Source organism: Actinoplanes sp. NPDC049599 (genome assembly GCF_044465625.1).
Classification (GTDB): Bacteria; Actinomycetota; Actinomycetes; order Mycobacteriales; family Micromonosporaceae; genus Actinoplanes.
The window spans coordinates 132476-148986 of record NZ_JBITLX010000001.1; the positions used below are offsets into that span (position 1 = coordinate 132476).

15 protein-coding genes are annotated in these 16511 nt (G+C 71.6%); 11 read left to right on the plus strand and 4 right to left on the minus strand.

Annotation, left to right across the window (positions count from 1 at the left end):
• Positions 1-68: 68 nt before the first annotated feature.
• Positions 69-521, plus strand: a complete 453-nt coding sequence (locus ACIBQZ_RS00625; protein WP_396086313.1) for a GNAT family N-acetyltransferase — start codon at positions 69-71, stop codon at positions 519-521.
• On the opposite strand, the gene ACIBQZ_RS00630 is transcribed toward ACIBQZ_RS00625, so the two are convergent.
• The 3 genes from ACIBQZ_RS00630 to ACIBQZ_RS00640 all read right to left on the minus strand — a co-directional run bounded on the left by ACIBQZ_RS00630 (position 518) and on the right by ACIBQZ_RS00640 (position 4098).
• Positions 518-1699: a pyridoxal phosphate-dependent aminotransferase gene (locus tag ACIBQZ_RS00630; protein ID WP_396086314.1), complete on the minus strand. Its 1182-nt coding sequence runs from the start codon at positions 1697-1699 to the stop codon at positions 518-520. The genes ACIBQZ_RS00625 and ACIBQZ_RS00630 overlap by 4 nt on opposite strands.
• Positions 1700-1839: 140 nt before the next feature.
• Positions 1840-2961 carry a phosphoserine transaminase gene (gene serC / locus ACIBQZ_RS00635; protein WP_396086315.1) on the minus strand — a complete coding sequence of 374 codons (1122 nt, stop codon included), beginning with the start codon at positions 2959-2961 and terminating at the stop codon, positions 1840-1842.
• 30 nt (positions 2962-2991) lie between these two features.
• Complete coding sequence (locus tag ACIBQZ_RS00640) at positions 2992-4098, minus strand: citrate synthase 2 (RefSeq protein WP_396086316.1); 1107 nt, start codon at positions 4096-4098, stop codon at positions 2992-2994.
• 226 nt (positions 4099-4324) lie between these two features.
• Here ACIBQZ_RS00640 and pdxH point away from each other — a divergent pair, with 226 nt between their 5' ends.
• The 7 genes from pdxH to ACIBQZ_RS00675 all read left to right on the plus strand — a co-directional run bounded on the left by pdxH (position 4325) and on the right by ACIBQZ_RS00675 (position 10269).
• Positions 4325-4948 (plus strand): pyridoxamine 5'-phosphate oxidase, encoded by a 624-nt coding sequence (pdxH, locus tag ACIBQZ_RS00645; protein ID WP_396086787.1) that lies wholly within the window; start codon positions 4325-4327, stop codon positions 4946-4948.
• Positions 4945-6267, plus strand: a complete 1323-nt coding sequence (locus ACIBQZ_RS00650) for an MFS transporter (RefSeq protein WP_396086317.1) — start codon at positions 4945-4947, stop codon at positions 6265-6267. Before pdxH ends, ACIBQZ_RS00650 begins: the two co-directional genes overlap by 4 nt.
• A 10-nt stretch (positions 6268-6277) precedes the next feature.
• Positions 6278-7207 (plus strand): aldose 1-epimerase family protein, encoded by a 930-nt coding sequence (locus ACIBQZ_RS00655; protein WP_396086318.1) that lies wholly within the window; start codon positions 6278-6280, stop codon positions 7205-7207.
• A gap of 2 nt (positions 7208-7209) precedes the next feature.
• Entirely contained in the window at positions 7210-7860 is a 651-nt protein-coding gene (locus ACIBQZ_RS00660) for a nitroreductase family protein (RefSeq protein WP_396086319.1), read from the plus strand.
• 94 nt (positions 7861-7954) lie between these two features.
• Entirely contained in the window at positions 7955-8251 is a 297-nt protein-coding gene (locus tag ACIBQZ_RS00665; protein ID WP_360223018.1) for a type II toxin-antitoxin system VapB family antitoxin, read from the plus strand.
• 19 nt (positions 8252-8270) lie between these two features.
• Positions 8271-9440 (plus strand): acyl-CoA dehydrogenase family protein, encoded by a 1170-nt coding sequence (locus ACIBQZ_RS00670; protein ID WP_396086320.1) that lies wholly within the window; start codon positions 8271-8273, stop codon positions 9438-9440.
• Positions 9441-9501: 61 nt separating this feature from the next.
• Positions 9502-10269 carry a DUF4230 domain-containing protein gene (locus ACIBQZ_RS00675; protein ID WP_396086321.1) on the plus strand — a complete coding sequence of 256 codons (768 nt, stop codon included), beginning with the start codon at positions 9502-9504 and terminating at the stop codon, positions 10267-10269.
• Positions 10270-10325: 56 nt separating this feature from the next.
• On the opposite strand, the gene ACIBQZ_RS00680 is transcribed toward ACIBQZ_RS00675, so the two are convergent.
• Positions 10326-10508 carry a PspC domain-containing protein gene (locus ACIBQZ_RS00680; protein WP_396086322.1) on the minus strand — a complete coding sequence of 61 codons (183 nt, stop codon included), beginning with the start codon at positions 10506-10508 and terminating at the stop codon, positions 10326-10328.
• Between the two features lie 222 nt (positions 10509-10730).
• Here ACIBQZ_RS00680 and ACIBQZ_RS00685 point away from each other — a divergent pair, with 222 nt between their 5' ends.
• The 3 genes from ACIBQZ_RS00685 to ACIBQZ_RS00695 all read left to right on the plus strand — a co-directional run bounded on the left by ACIBQZ_RS00685 (position 10731) and on the right by ACIBQZ_RS00695 (position 16419).
• Complete coding sequence (locus tag ACIBQZ_RS00685) at positions 10731-12734, plus strand: DUF5941 domain-containing protein (protein ID WP_396086323.1); 2004 nt, start codon at positions 10731-10733, stop codon at positions 12732-12734.
• Entirely contained in the window at positions 12734-14908 is a 2175-nt protein-coding gene (locus tag ACIBQZ_RS00690; RefSeq protein WP_396086324.1) for a CDP-glycerol glycerophosphotransferase family protein, read from the plus strand. The genes ACIBQZ_RS00685 and ACIBQZ_RS00690 overlap by 1 nt, the downstream gene beginning before the upstream one ends.
• 212 nt (positions 14909-15120) lie before the next feature.
• A complete protein-coding gene (locus tag ACIBQZ_RS00695) occupies positions 15121-16419 on the plus strand; it encodes an ABC transporter ATP-binding protein (protein ID WP_396086325.1) in 1299 nt (432 codons plus the stop codon).
• The last annotated feature ends 92 nt before the right edge of the window (positions 16420-16511 follow it).

The following is a 16511-nucleotide window of genomic DNA, read 5'->3' on the forward strand; positions in this document are numbered from 1 at the left end:
TGACCTGCAGAGATGATCTTCGCTGATAAACCGTTGCGGTGCCCGTGGCACGAGCCTACAAAGACGGCATGACAGTCGACCTGCGCCCGATCACCGCGGAGAACTTCCAGGCCGTCATCAAGCTGGAGGTCAGGCCGGAGCAGTCGGAGTTCGTCGCCCCCAACGTGCGGGGCATCGCCGAGACGCACATCTATCCGGACGCGGAGCCGCGGGCGGTCTACGCCGATGACGAACTGGTCGGCTTTGTGCTCTTCCACCCGGTCGACAAGGACAAACCCGCCGCGGGGCACTGCATCGTACGGCTGATGGTCGGCGCCCAGTTCCAGGGGCGCGGGCTGGGCCGGCAGGCGCTGGAGGCGGCCGTCGACTGGATCGTCCGCGAGCGCGGGGCCGACCGGGTGCGCCTCAGCGTGGTCCCGTCGAACGAGCGAGCCCGCGGCCTCTACCGCACCGCGGGCTTCGTCGAGACCGGCGAACTCGACGACGGTGAGGTCGTCATGGTCCGCCAGGTCGGGTCCTAGCCGTTCGCGGCCCGGCGGCCGGCGTACTCGGAGGTGCGGTGGGCCGGGTACTGGATCAGGTTGTCCGGTTCCTCGTCCACGCTGCTGGCCCAGCGGCGGGCGGGCTCCAGCGGGTCCTCCTCGTACATCGGCCGGCTGCGGAACTGGCGGCCGTAGTCGAGCATGCCGTCGATGAGCCGGTCGACGTCGCGGGTCGGCCGCACCACCAGGCGCATGAACTGGCTGGTCATGCCCAGCTTGTTGCCGCACTCGCGGGTGTAGACGCCGTGGTTGGCGACCAGGTAGTCGCGCAGCGCCACCCCGGACCACTCGGTCGGCAGCTTGACCAGGATGAAGTTGCCCTGCGACGGGAAGACGGTCAGCCCGGGGATGCGGGTCAGCTCGACGGCCATCGCCCGGCGGTCGCGGCTGAGCAGGCGCAGGCTGTCCTCGTACTCGTCCTGGTGATCCTCGATCATGTAGACGACCTTCTCGGCCAGCGAGTTGAGGTTCCACTTCGGCAGCACCTTGGCGATCTTGCCGGCGATCGCCGGGTTGGCCATCATGTAGCCGAACCGGATGCCGTGCAGACCGAAGTTCTTGCCCAGGCTCTTGAGCACGACGGTGTTCGGCCGGATCACCGCGTCCGGCCCCACCGACGGGTACTGCTCCGAGTCGGAGAAGTCGATGAAGGACTCGTCGATGACCACCAGGTCGAGGTCGCCGAGCGCGTCCATGAACCGGATGACGTCGCGGCGGGGCAGGTAGCAGCCGTCCGGGTTGTTGACGTTGCAGACCACCGCGACCCGGGAGCCGCGGTCGCGGATGAACCGGACGTAGTCCTCCAGGTTGAGCCGGAAGCCGTCGCGTTCCTGCAGCGGGAACATGTCGACCCGCTTGCCGGTCTCCAGCGGCTGGTCGGTCCACCGGCCGAAGGTCGGGATCGGGATCGCGATGCTCTGCTTGATCAGGAGGTGGTCGATCCAGGTGATCAGCTCGGTGGACCCGTTCGCCATCGCGATCGTCTGCGGGTGCAGGCCCAGCACGCTGGCCAGCTTGTTGGTGATGCTGGCCGAGTCGCTCGGGTAGTACTTCAGGATGTTCTTCAGATCCCGGGAGAGCTCGTCGAACATCTCCGCGGTGGGGAAGTACGGGTTGCACGGGATGCAGAAGTCGACGATCTCGGCGCCGTCGTTCATGTTTCGAGAGAGATCGAAATAAGAGGCGCTGTGTGCGCCCTTGTGCAGGATCGAGGTATCGATACCCGTCCGTGCCATCGTGCCCTCCCGAAGTCCTCGGACAATGCCGCCCGTCAGTACGGGCGGCACCGCCGGATCGTTCAGGAGTTATGGATGACGTAATCAATGCAGCGCGTGAGCGCCTCGACGTCGGCCGGGTCCACGGTCGGGTAGAGAGCGACCCGGAGCTGGTTGCGCCCCAGCTTGCGGTAGGGCTCCGTGTCCACGATGCCGTTGGCGCGGAGCACCTTGGCGAGCGCCGCGGCGTCCACGCTGTCGGCGAAGTCGATCGTGGCCACCGCGTTCGACCGCAGCGCCGGATCGGTGACGAACGGGGTCGCCACCGCCGAGCGCTCCGCCCAGCCGTAGATGGCCGCGGCGCTCTCCGCGCTGCGCTTGGCCGCCCAGCCCAGCCCGCCCTGCGCGTTCATCCAGTCGACCTGCTCGGCCGCCAGGAAGACCGTGGCCAGCGCCGGGGTGTTGTAGGTCTGCTCCAGCCGGGACTGCTCGATCGCGGTGACCAGATCCAGGAACTGCGGGATGTAGCGGCCGGATGCCTTGATCTCGTGGGCCCGCCCGATCGCGGCCGGTGACATCAGCGCGATCCACAGCCCGCCGTCGGAGCCGAAGGCCTTCTGCGGCGCCAGGTAGTAGACGTCGGTCTGGGCCAGGTCGACCTCGAGGCTGCCGCCGCCCGAGGTGGCGTCGGTGAGCAGCAGCGCGCCGGGGTCGGCGCCGGCCACCCGCCGCACCGGCACCGCCACGCCGGTGGAGGTCTCGTTCTGCACGCTCGCGTAGGCGTCCACCCCCGGCTCGGCGGTCAGGTAGGCCGCCTGCCCGCCCGGGGCCCGGTGCACGGTCGGCTCGGCCAGGAACGGCGCGTCCCGCACCGCCTTGGCGAACTTGGCGCCGAACTCGCCGAACTCGGCGAACTGGGCCTTGTCGCGGATCAGCCCGAAGGTCGCCGTCTCCCAGAACGCGCTGGTGCCGCCGTTGGAGATGATCACCTCGTAGCCGTCCGGCGCGGTGAAGAACTCGGCGATGCCGGCGCGCAGCCGGGCCACCTGGTCCTTCACCGTGCGCTGCCGGTGCGAGGTGCCCAGCAGGGTCGTCGCCACCCGGGACAGCGCCTCGACGCCCTCGGGACGGACCTTGCTCGGCCCGGAGCCGAACCGCCCGTCGACGGGTTTGAGGTCGTCGGGAATCCGGATCGGGTCAGCCACGGGGGGTCCTTCCAGGGGAACGATCAGCCGTTACAGATTATGCGGCACCGCGTCCCAGCCCTCGACGTCCTGGGGCTTGCGGGGCTCGGGTCCGACATAGAGGGCGCTGGGGCGCACGATGCGGCCCAGCCTCTTCTGCTCGAGGATGTGCGCGCTCCAGCCGGCCACCCGGGCGCAGGTGAACATCGAGGTGAACATGTGCGAGGGCACCTCGGCGAAGTCGAGCACGACCGCCGACCAGAACTCGACGTTGGTGGCGAGCACCCGGTCGGGCTTGCGGGCGTGCAGCTCGGCCAGGGCCGCCTTCTCCAGCGCCTCGGCGACCTCGAAGCGGGGGGCGCCCAGCTCCTTGGCCGTGCGGCGGAGCACGCGGGCGCGCGGGTCCTCGGCGCGGTAGACCCGGTGGCCGAAGCCCATCAGCCGCTCGCCGCGGTCGAGCACGCCCTTCACGTACGCCTCCGCGTCGCCGCTGCGCTCGACGGCCTCGATCATGTGCAGCACGCGGGAGGGCGCGCCGCCGTGCAGCGGGCCGGAGAGCGCGCCGATGCCGGAGGAGATGCAGGCCGCGGCGTCCGCGCCGGTGGAGGCCACGATGCGGGCGGTGAAGGTCGAGGCGTTGAGGCCGTGCTCGGCCGCCGAGATGAAGTAGGCGTCGACCGCCTTGACGTGCCGCGGGTCGGGCTCACCGCGCCAGCGCTTCATGAACCGCTCGACGATGGTCTGCGCCTTGTCGATGTCCTTCTGCGGCACCGCCGGCAGGCCCAGCCCGCGGGCGGCCTGCGCGACGAACGACAGCGCGGTCACCGAGACCCGGGCCAGGTCGGTGCGGACCTGCTCGTCGTCGATGTCGAGCAGCTGGCCGAGCCCCCAGTACGGCGCGAGCATGGCGACCGCGGACTGCACGTCGACGCGGATGTCGCCGGAGTGCACCGGCACCGGGAACGGCTCGGCCGGCGGCAGCCCAGGGCCGAACCGGCCGTCGACCAGCAGCGCCCAGACGTTGCCGAACGAGACCTGGCCGATCAGGTCCTCGATGTCGACGCCCCGGTAGCGCAGCGCGCCGCCCGCCTTGTCGGGCTCGGCGATCTCGGTCTCGAAGGCGATCACGCCTTCCAGGCCCGGCTTGAAATCGGACACGATGCGCCTCCTGGGGTCCCGGCCGGACTGAAGCCGTGGGTGTTTCATCTTGCCCGCTGGGTGACCGGTGGTCGACCCGGCGGTATGTGCTCTCGGCGACACCTATCCTCGCCGAGGCGACGGTCCCCCGTCCGGGACTTAGGTTCGATTCGTCATTCTTGGACCAAGGTCGTCATTCTTCGGCAAGGGAGAGCGTGTGACCGCCGAATCCCCGTCGCCCGCCGGCATGCGGCGCGACTACACCGAGCGCGGCGCGCTGCTCGAGGCCGACCTGGCCGCCGACTGGGCCGGCCAGTTCGCCCGCTGGTTCGCCGAGGCGACCGCGGCCGGGCTGCCCGAGCCGAACGCCATGATCGTCGCCACCGCCGACGCCGCCGCCCGGCCCAGCGCGCGCACCGTGCTGCTCAAGGGCTACGACGAGCGCGGTTTTGTCTTCTTCACCAACTACACCTCCCGCAAGGGTGCCGAGGCGCTGGCGAACCCCGCGGCTAGCCTGGTCTTCCCGTGGTTCCCGATGCAGCGGCAGGTGCTGGTCGCCGGCGCGGTCGAGCTGGTGGACCGGGCCGAGACCGAGGAGTACTTCGCGACCCGGCCGCGCGGCTCGCAGCTCGGCGCCTGGGCCAGCCCGCAGAGCCAGGTGCTGCCGGACCGGGCCGCCGTCGAGGCCGGGCTGGCCGCCGCGGTCGAGCGGTTCGGCGCGGGTCCGGTCCCGGCCCCGCCGCACTGGGGCGGGCTGCGGGTGGTGCCCGAGACCGTCGAGTTCTGGCAGGGCCGCAGCAACCGGCTGCACGACCGGCTGCGGTTCCGCCGGGACCCCACCGGCTGGGTCGTCGAGCGGCTCGCTCCGTGACCCAGGGCCCGGTCGAGGCGGCCGGCCAGCTCACCGGGGAGGCGGCCGAGGCGCGGGGCCGGCGCTGGGTCATCGACGTCCGGCCGTTGCGCGGGGCCGCGTACCGGCGGATGTGGCTGGGCAACGGGGTCTCGTACTTCGGCTTCCAGTTCACCGCGGTGGCCGTACCGGTGGAGATGTTCGCGATCACGCGGTCGTCCGCCTGGGTCGGGTTGCTCGGCATCGCCGCGCTGGTGCCGTTGTTGATCTTCGGGCTGTGGGGCGGCGCCGCCGCCGACGTGGTCGACCGGCGCAAGCTGCTGCTCGCCGGCTCCACCCTGGCCTGGCTGTCCACCGGCGGCCTGCTGGCGCAGGCGCTGCTCGGGCTGCACAGCCCGGTGGTGCTGCTCGCGCTGACCGCCGTGCAGTCGGCCGGCTTCGCGGTCAGCTCGCCGGCCCGGCAGGCGATCATCCCGCGGATCGTGCCGGCCGGCCTGGTGCCGGCCGCGAACACCCTGAACTACACGACCACCACCGCCGGCGGCGTGCTCGGCCCGCTGGCCGCGGGCGTGATCCTCGGTCTCTGGTCCACCGACGCCGGCGTGACCATCGCGTACGCGATCGACGCGCTGCTGTTCACCATCACGCTCTGGGCCACCTGGCGGCTGCCGCCGATCCCACCGGTGCACGACGACGGGGTGACCGCCAAGCCCACCGCCGGGCTCCGCGGCATCGTCGGCGGCCTGCGGTTCCTGGTCACCCAGCCGGTGCTGCTGCTCTCGTTCGCGGTGGACCTGGTCGCGATGGTCTTCGCCATGCCGCGGGCGCTGTTCCCGGAGATCGCCGAGGACCGCTTCGGCGGCGGCTCGGCCGTGGGCTGGCTCTTCGCCGCCATCGCGATCGGCTCGGTGCTCGGCGGCCTGACCTCGGGCTGGATCGGCCGGGTCCGGCGGCAGGGGGTGGCCCTGGTGCTCGCCGTGGTGGGCTGGGGCGTCGCGGTCGGACTGGCCGGCCTGGCGCACTCGCTGTGGCTGATGGTGCTGCTGCTCGCGGTCGGCGGCGCGGCAGACCTGGTCAGCGCCGTCTACCGGCAGTCGATCCTGCAGACGTTCGCGCCCGACCGGTTGCGCGGCCGGCTCCAGGGTGTCTTCACCGTCGTGGTGGCCGGCGGGCCGCGGCTCGGCGACCTGCGGGCGGGTGCGACCGCGGACCTGACCGGTCCGACCGCCTCCTGGGCCGGTGGCGGCTTCGCGGCCGCCGGGCTGGCCGTCGTGCTCGCGCTCGCCTTCCCCGCCCTGCTTCGCTACCGTCCCCCCGCCGACCCGGAGGCCACCCGATAATGTCAGCGGCATGACTGACGTCGTGGCGGCGAAATCTGGATTGCAGTGGGCCATCGAGGCCGACGGACATCGGGCGGTGATCGCGGAGGTCGGTGGCGTCCTGCGCCACTATTCCGTGGGCGCCCGGGAGGTTCTGGACGGCTTCGGCCCGGACGAGATCTCGCCTGCCTCGGCCGGCCAGATCCTGGCGCCGTGGCCCAACCGGATCCGCGACGGGCACTACACCTTCGAGGACACCGCTCACCAGCTGCCGCTGACCGAACCGGACCGGCACAACGCGATCCACGGGCTGACCAACTGGTCCCGGTGGAAGCTCACCGACCAGACCGGCGACTCGGTGACGGTCGAGTTCGACCTGCCGCCGCAGGTGGGTTATCCGTGGTCGCTGACGCTGCGCACCCGGTGGAGCGTCTCGGCCGACGGGCTGCGCTCGGTGCAGGAGGTCGTCAACACCAGCGACCGGAACGCGCCCTGGGGCTTCTCCGTCCACCCGTATCTGCAGCTGCCCGGCGTCGCGGTCGACGACACCATGCTGCACGTGCCCGGCCACAGCCGGGTGCTGGCCGACGCGCGGCTGCTGCCGATCGGCGCGGTCAAGGTGGCCGGCACCGAGTACGACTACACCGAGCCCCGCCGGATCGGCACGGCCGTCCTCGACACCACCTGGGGCGACCTGGAGTACCAGGCCGACGGTGGTTCCGCGGTCACCATCGCGGCGCCGGACGGTGCCCGGTCGGTCACCGTCTGGGCCGACTCCGCGTTCCGCTGGTGGCAGGTCTTCAGCGGCGACACGCTGCAGGGCGAGCGGTTCCGCCGGTCGCTGGCGATCGAGCCGATGACCTGCCCGCCGGACGCGTTCCGCTCGGGCCGCGACCTGATCGTGCTGGAGCCGGGGCAGACCTGGCGCGCGTCCTGGGGCGTCCGGCCCTCGGCGGCCTGAGCATGGAGTTCGACGAGGTGCTGCGCCGGCGCCGGATGATCCGCACCTACGATCCGGACCGGCCGGTGCCGCCGGAGCTCGTGGACAAGCTGCTCCGGCACGCGCTGCGCGCCCCGTCGGCGGGCTTCTCCCAGGGCTGGGGCTTCCTGGTGCTGACCGAGCCGGCGGACCGGGAGCGCTACTGGTCGGTCACCGCTCCGCAGGGTGACACCGCGGCCGAGCGGGCCGCGGCCGGCTCCTGGCTGGACCGGATGCGCTCGGCGCCGTTGATCATCGTGGCGCTCTCCAACAAGTCGGTCTACCTGGACCGGTACGCCCAGGCCGACAAGGGCTGGACCGATCGGGACGAGAACCGCTGGCCGGTGCCGTACTGGGACATCGACACCGGGTTCGCCGCCCTGCTCATCCACCTGACCGCGGTGAACGAGGAGCTGGGTTCGCTGTTCTTCGGCGTGCCGGCCGAGCGTGTCGGTGCATTTCGGGACGCATTCGGCGTACCGGAGGAATTCGTGCCGGTCGGCGCGCTGACCATCGGCTATCCCGCGCCGGACAAGAGGTCACCGTCACTACGCCGGGGGCATCGCCCGGTGGGCGAGGTGGTGCATCATGGCCGATGGACCCCGGCTGGAGTGCGCTCCGCGAGCGACACCTGACCGGTCGATAGGCTGGCGGCTCGCTAGGCTGGCAGACAGATCTGCCACCGGGCGGGCCGAATGTGCGTGAGGGACCGGAGGGGAGCGTGCCGTCGTGATCTTCAAAGCGGTACGGGACGGAGCGCCGTACCCCGACCATCACACGACACTCAAGAAGTGGGCCGAGATCCCGCCCCGGCCGATCCGGCTGGCCGATCTCATCACCACCAAGCGTGAGCTGGCGCTGGACAAGCTGCTCGCCGAGGACTCGACGTTCTACGGCGACCTGTTCCCGCACGTCGTCGAGTGGCACGGCGGCCTCTATCTGGAGGACGGCCTGCACCGCGCGCTGCGGGCGGCGCTGCAACAGCGCAACCAGATCCACGCGAGAGTGCTCGTCATCGACAACTAACACCGCTAGTTTCATAACCATGGCCGTCTCTCCGCTCGATCTCCTCGACCTGGACGCTCTGCTGACCGACGAGGAGCGCGACGTGCGCGCGCTCACCCGCCGCGTCGTCGACGACCGGGTCCGCCCGCACGTGGCCGACTGGTACGAGCGCGGCCAGGTGCCCGTTCGAGACCTGGCCCTCGAGTTCGGCAAGCTGGGCCTGCTCGGCATGCACCTGCAGGGCTACGGCTGCGCCGGCGCCTCCGCGGTCTCCTACGGGCTGGCCTGCCTGGAGCTGGAGGCCGCCGACTCGGGCGTGCGCTCGCTCGTCTCGGTGCAGGGCTCGCTGGCGATGTACGCCATCTGGAAGTACGGCAGCGAGGAGCAGAAGCAGCGCTGGCTGCCCGGCATGGCCGCGGGCGAGCTGATCGGCTGCTTCGGGCTCACCGAGCCGGACCACGGCTCCGACCCGGCCAACATGGCCACCCGGGCCCGCCGCGACGGCGACGACTGGGTGCTCACCGGCGGCAAGATGTGGATCACCAACGCGCCGGTCGCCGACGTGGCGGTGATCTGGGCCCGCACCGACGAGGGCGTGGCCGGTTTCGCCGTGCCCACCGCGACCGCGGGCTTCGCCGCCCGCGAGGTCAAGCTCAAGCTGTCGCTGCGCGCCTCGTCCACCGGCGAGATCACCCTGGACGACGTCCGGGTCCCCGAGTCGGCACGGCTGCCCGCCGCGCGCGGCCTCAAGGCGCCGCTGTCCTGCCTGACCGAGGCGCGGTTCGGCATCGTCTGGGGCGCGCTGGGCGCGGCCCGCGACTGCCTGGAGACCGCGATCGCGTACGCCGGCAGCCGCGAGCAGTTCGGCCGCCCGATCGCCGGCTTCCAGCTGACCCAGGCGAAGCTGGCGGACATGACCCTGGAGCTGCAGAAGGGCTATCTGCTGGCGTTGCACCTCGGGCGCCGGCACGACGCCGTGGGGCTGCGCCCGGAGCAGGTCAGCGTCGGCAAGCTGAACAACGTGCGGGAAGCCATCAAGATCGCCCGGCAGTGCCGCACGATCCTCGGCGCCAACGGCATCAGCGGCGAGTATCCGGTGCTCCGGCACGCCAACAACCTCGAAAGTGTGCTCACGTACGAGGGAACCTCGGAGATCCACCAGCTCGTGATCGGGCAGAAATTGACGGGTCTGAACGCGTTCGGCGGCTGACCGGATGCGAGTGTCGTACCCCTTCCGTACCGTGGTCAGCAGAAGGAGGGGGTGAGCACCGATGGCCGGCTCGAGTGAGGTCGACGAACCGACCCGGGAATATCCCGAGGTCGAGGACCAGCTAGCGACCCGCCCCACGGCGACTCCCGACGAGGTGGCACCGGCCGGTCAGGCCGGTCCGGGCCTCGGCGGTTTCGCCCGCGTCATCATCTTCACCGGCGTGGTCTTCGCGCTGATCGTCGCGATGTGCCTCGGCCTGCGCGCGATCAATGTGCTGCCCAGCTTCGACAACCCGTTCTCCGACAAGACCACCGACCGCAGCCAGCCGGTGCTGCTGCAGTCGATGCGCGACCTGAGCCGCTACGTCGCGGCCGACGGCACCTTCCAGGTCATCGTCGACCTGCAGGAGGACAAGGACAACATCCCCGACTTCCTGCTCAACAAGCGCACGCTCTTCGTGGGCTCGGGCACGGTCGAGGAGTACGTCGACTTCGGCACCCTCGCCGAGGGCGCGATCAAGGTCAACAACGCCGACAAGTCGGTCCAGATCGAGCTGCCCGCCCCGCAACAGGGTCAGGCCGCCCTCGACATGGAGCGCAGCTACGTGGTGGCGGAGGAGCGTGGGCTGCTCAACCGCATCGGCGACGCGTTCCGCAGCGACCCCGACCAGCAGCAGCGCGTCTACCAGCTGGCCCAGCAGCGGATCACCGAGGCCGCCCGGGCCAGCGGGCTCGACCAGCGGGCCCGCGACAACACCGAGAAGATGCTCTCCGGCCTGCTCACCAGCCTCGGCTACACGACGGTGACGGTCACCTTCGCGGCGCCCTGACACGCACAACGGCGCCCCTCCCCGGGATCGGGGAGGGGCGCCGCCGTGTCGTCGGGTCACTCGTTGGGCAGCAGCACCCAGAGCACCAGGTAGACCAGGAACTGCGGGCCGGGCAGCAGGCAGGACACCACGAAGATCAGGCGCATCACGCCGGAGGACACCCCGAACCGGCGTGCCAGGGCGGAACAGACGCCGGCGATCCATCGGTCGTCACGGGGCCGGGCCAGTCGGCGGGTCACGTCACTCACTCCCCATCATCAGCTTGCTGCGGCGCAGCGCCGCAACCACGTTCCACGGTATGGACCGGGGACCGCTCCGCCCTCGGTCCCGAGGTGGAGAACGCCCCTCACATTCCCGTAAGGGCTACCCGTACCCGGTGGGGACGCGCTGTTAACATCGGGTCAATTCCGCCCCTCCACGGCCCGTGTGCGCGGGCGGTCTCAGGTGGGAGGGATGTCTCGGTGACGCTCGCCGTGCTGTGCGGGAGCACCGGCAACGACCTCGACCCGGGTGCGGCTCGCCGGCTCGCCGACGAGCTGACCGCGGCGCTCGCCGCGGCCGGGGCCACCACGGTCGCCCCGGTGCCGGGGTCCGACGTTGCGGGTCAGCTGCGCGAGATCGCCCGGATCGCCGCGGGGGCCGACGGGCCGCTGCTGCTCTGCGCCGGCAACCTGGTCGGGCATCCGAGCCTGCTGCGCACCCTGGCGACCGAGCCGGCCGGCCGCAGCACCGCCCTGGTGATCGCCGAGGAGGGTGGTGACCTGCGCGAGGAGCGCGGCCGCCTGGTCCTGGCCGCGGACGGGACGACCCGCTTCCTGGGCGCGCTCAGCATCGCCCCGGCCGATCTGCCGATCCTCGCGGCGGCGGCCGCGCAGGCGGCCGAGCCGGCCCCCGCCGCCGGTGCCGCGGGCGTCGCCACGGCGACCGCCCAGCGCGACACGATCGACGTGCTGCTGCGGGCGCTGCTGGCGGCGGGCCTGGTGCCGATCGCGACCCGGGTACGCCTGCTGCACGCCGAACGCGTGCACACCGACGCCGAGCTCGCCGCCGCCCGGACCAGAGTCGCGGCCGTCGACGAGGACGCCGCGCTGCTGAGGCTGGCCGTCAAGGAGAAGGACGACTTCTTCACCACGTACGCGGTGAGCAGCTGGTCGCCGCTGGTCACCAAGCTGTGCGCCCGCCTCGGGCTGTCGCCGAGCGAGGTCACCGGCCTGTCCGTGGCCTTCGCCGTGGCCGCCGCGCTGGCCTTCTGGCAGGGCTCCCGGCCCGCCCTGATCGCCGGCGCCGTCCTGCTCTTCCTCGGCTTCGTGCTGGACTGTGTGGACGGTCAGCTGGCCCGCTACACCCGGCAGTTCGGGGCGTTCGGCGGCTGGCTGGACACGATGGCCGACCGGGCCAAGGAGTACGCGGTCTACGCCGGTCTCGCCGCCGGGGCGGAACGGGCCGGGCTGCCGTACGCGTGGCCGCTGGCGATCACCGCGATCGTCCTGCAGACCGTCCGGCACATGACCGACACCTGGTACGGCGCCCTGCACGACGAGGCCGCCGCCCGCCAGTCCGTCGGAACCGCGGGCAACGCCGACGCCGGCGGTGGCGTGGGAGCCCGGCTGAGCCGCGCCTCGAACCGGGTCCAGGCGGACACCGGCTCGGTGGCGTACTGGCTCAAGCGGATCGTGGTCTTCCCGATCGGCGAGCGCTGGGCCCTGATCGCCGTGCTCGCCGCGGTGTCGAACGGGCGGGTGGCGCTGGCCGCCGTGGTCGGGTGGGGGCTGCTCGCGGCCGCGTACACCCTGGGTCTGCGCTCGTTGCGCTCGATCTCGATGCGCGTCGGCGTGCTGGACACGGTCGACACGTCGCGGCACCGCGACGACGGCCTGCTGGTCCGCGCGGTGCTGGGCGCCGCGAAGGTCCGGGCGCCGCTGGCCGGCGCCGTCGTCGCGGCGCTGGCGGCGCTGGGGCTGGTGCTCGGGTTGCTGGCCGGCGGGGTGCCGGGCGGCACCGAGTGGGGCTCGTGGGTGAGCGGCGATCTGCGGATCGCTCAGGTCCGGGCGGGCGACGCCGCGGTCTGGCTCGTCGGGGCCGCCGTGCTCGTGCTCGGCGCCGGGCTGGCCGCCCGTTCCCGGCACAACGGCCCGCTGGACTGGCTGATCCCGGCCGGGCTGCGGGCCGCCGAATACCTCATGGTGGTCGCCGTCGGGCTGATCTGCGCCGTGCCACCACCGGTTGTTTACCTGTTGTTGTTCATGCTGGCACTGGATCACTACGACCTGACCGCCCGGATGGAGAAGGGTGCGCCGGACGCCACTGCGGCGAGGACATTGTTCGGCTGGGACGGCCGGGTCGTCATACTGGTGCTCAGTGCACTGGGCGGGGTCGCCACGGTCGGAGAGCTGCTGCTCGCGGCTGTTGTCGGCGGCTCGTTCCTCGCGGGGGCGGTCAGAGACTGGCGATCCGGAGGTACGTGATGACCCTGCTCAGCGTGGTGCTGCCCGTGTACAAGGTGCAGGGTTACCTGCGCCAGTGCCTGGACTCACTGCTCGAGCAGCCGTTCACCGACTTCGAGATCGTGGCCGTCGACGACTGCTCGCCGGACAACAGCGCCGCCATCCTCGCCGAGTACGCGGCCCGCGACCCCCGGGTGCGGGTCGTCACCCCGGCGGAGAACGTCGGCCTGGGCCGGGCCCGCAACCTGGGCCTCGACCACGCCGTCGGCACGTACGTCTGGTTCGTCGACAGCGACGACTGGCTGGCCCAGGGCGCGCTGACCGCGGTTGCCGACCGGCTCGCCGACACCGACCCGGACGTTTTGATCCTGGGCTTCGACCGGGTGCACTGGGACGGCCGGGTGGTGACCGCCGGCGCCGGGAAGACGCTCGCCGAGGCCCCGGAGACGTTCACCGTGCTCGAGTGGCCCCAGGTGGTCAGCGTCCTGCACGTGGCCTGGAACAAGGTCGTCCGCCGGGAGCTGCTGGTCCGGCTCGGCTTCCGCTTCGAGCAGGGCTGGTACGAGGACGTCTCCTTCACCTATCCGCTGCTGGCGGCGGCGGAACGGATCAGCGGGCTGCCGCGGACCTGCGTGCACTACCGGCAGCGGCGGACCGGGGCGATCACCCGCACCCTGGGCGACCGGCACTTCGAGATCTTCGACCACTGGGAGCACGCGTTCGCCCTGGTGGACAAGTATTCGGAGCGGGGCGAGGAGCTGCGGCCGGCGCTGTTCCGGCGGATGCTCTGGCACTACCTGACCGTGCTGCGCAACGCCGAGCGGGTGCCTCGCGGCTCGCGCCGGCGCTTCTTCGACCGGATCGTCGAGCACTTCGGCAAGTACCGGCCGGCCACGGGCTACGAGCTGCCGGAAGGGCTGGAGGCGCTGCGCTACCGGATGGTGGAGCGGAGTTCGTTCCTGCCGTTCCGGGTGCTGGAGGGCCTCGCCCGGATGGGCAAGAAGGCCCGCCGGCTCAAGCGGGTGGTGACCCGCAAGGCCCGCCGGGCCCGCACCAGGGTCCGCGAGGGCGTGTACCGCGGCTACTACCGGCTGGCGCTGCGGGGGCCGGTCGACGACAACCTCGCGCTGTACGCGGCGTACTGGTATCGCGGGGTGAGCTGCAACCCGGCGGCGATCGCGGCGAAGGCCGCCGAGCTGGCGCCGGACGTGCGCAACGTGTGGGTGGTGGGCCGGTCCCGGCTCAAGGCCGTGCCGCCGGGCACCGACTACGTGGTCGCCGGCTCCTGGCGGTACTACCGCGCGCTGGCCCGGGCCCGCTGGATGATCAACAACGTCAACTGGCCGGACTGGGTGGTCAAGCGGCCCGGCACCACGCACGTGATGACCCACCACGGCACCCCGCTGAAGATGATGGGCATGGACCAGGCGGACCATCCAGCCGCCGCCAAGGACCAGGACTTCCGGGCGCAGATGCGCCGGGCGGACCGCTGGGACTTCAGCATCACGGCGAACGCGCACACGACGATCTCGTGGGAGCGCGCGTATCCCTGCCGGTACGAGACGCTGGAGGTCGGCTACCCGCGCAATGACCGGCTGGTGGCCGCGGCGCCGGCGGAGGTCGCCGCGATCCGCGCCAAGCTGGGCATCGCCGACGGGGAACGGGTCGTCCTCTACGCGCCGACGCACCGGGAGTGGTTGCCGGCCGGGCAGCAGGTGCTGGACCTGGAGGCGTTCGCCGACCGGCTGGGGCCGGAGACAGTGCTGCTCGTCCGGGCGCACTACTTCCACGTGACCGCGGTGCAGCGGACCGAGGCCCGGCGCGGGCGGATCCTGGACGTGTCGGCGTACCCGGTGGTGGAGGACCTCTATCTGGCCGCCGACACGATGATCACCGACTACTCGTCGGCCATGTTCGACTTCGCCGTGCTGGACCGGCCGCTGGTCATCTTCGCCCCCGACTGGCCGGCCTACCGGGAGCTGCGCGGCGCCTACTTCGACCTGATGGAGCTGCCGCCGGGCGCGGTGGCGACCACCTTCGCCGACCTGGTCGAGGTCTTCGCCTCCGGCGCCTACGCCGGCGACCTGGCGGCCGCGCGCCGGGCCCGGTTCCGGGAGCGGTTCTGCTACCTCGACGACGGCAAAGCGGCGGAACGGGTCGTGCGCCGGGTGTTACTGGCCGGTACCAGTAAGTAAATCTTCCGGTAGCGGGGCCGGTGCGTCGGCCGCCCGTACGGACCCCTGAGTACCGCCACCTGCACAGACGATGCATTTAGTTGATCTTGAGCCGCCCGAAAATGGGTGACCATGTGGTGACTGTCGGCAAATGGCACGTTCACCCGATGGCAGGCATCGATGGCTGTAGTCACGCTAAGCCATCGTCGCAGCTCAAACGCAGGAGGTTGACGGTGTCCACCGTCGCGCTCAAGGACGTCACGAAGGTCTGGCCGGACGGTACGGTCGCGGTCGACCGCGTCAGCCTCGACGTCGAGGACGGCGAGTTCATGGTCCTGCTGGGGCCGTCCGGGTGCGGCAAGTCCACCATTCTGCGCATGATCGCCGGCCTGGAGGATCCCTCCGCCGGCGCCATCCTGCTCAACGGCGAACCGGTCATGGACCTCGCGCCCCGGGACCGCCAGATCGCCATGGTCTTCCAGGATTTCGCCCTCTATCCGCACATGACCGTCGGCGACAACATCGGCTTCCCGCTTAAGCTCTCCGGTCTCGAGTCCGGGCCGCGCGGCGAGCGGATCGGCGACGTGGCCAGCGCCCTGGGCATCGGTGACGTGCTCGGCCGCAAGCCCGGCCAGCTCTCCGGCGGCCAGCGCCAGCGGGTCGCCATGGGCCGGGCCATCGTGCGCCGGCCCGGGCTGTTCCTGATGGACGAGCCGCTGTCCAACCTGGACAGCGGCCTGCGCGCGGAGCTGCGCGCCGAGATCACCGGGCTCACCCGCGAGCTGGGCGTCACCACCATGTACGTCACCCACGACCAGGCCGAGGCGCTGACCATGGCCGACCGGGTGGCGATCATGCGCAAGGGTGTGCTGCAGGACCTGGGCACCCCGACCGAGGTGTACGGCCGCCCGGCCACCCTCTACGTCGCCGCCTTCCTGGGCGCGCCGCGGATGAACCTGCTCGAGGCGTCGGTCTACGTGCACCTGGACCGCTACATCGCCCTGAACCTCGGGGAACAGGCCCTCTACCTGCCCTGGAACGACATCCGGGCGCGCGCCATCTCGCATTACCACGGTGAGCGGATCGTCGTCGGCATGCGGGCGGAGGCGCTCACTCCGGTCGCCCCGGACACCCCGGGCGACGTGCTGCAGGGCCGCATCCGCTACCTCGAGCACCACGGCCACGAGTCGCTGGCCTTCCTCGACATCGGCGCGACCGCCGTGGTGGTCGACGAGCTGGGCAAGGCGGTCACCGAGACCGACGCCGAGACCGGGGCGCTGCGGCGGATCGGCGGGGCGTTGCAGCGGCTCACCGGGCGTGCGGACAAGGCGGTGCTGGAACGCGAGCAGACCGAGAAGGCGTCCGTGCTCAGCGACCCGGGACGGCACCACCGGCGGCCCGCCGAGCTGGCCGTGCGGCTGGCGCCGTACCCGGCGGTCACGCCGGGGCATCCGCTGGCGATCAACGTGCGGATGGACGCCCTGCACTTCTTCGACGAGCGCGGTGATCGCATCGACGTCGGTTGGCGCTGACGCCCGGCTCCACCGGCCTCTCGACGGCCCTTGACCTCATGGCATATCGTCCCGCCTACGTCGGTGCGATGGCGTATCGACGTCGTTGAGGT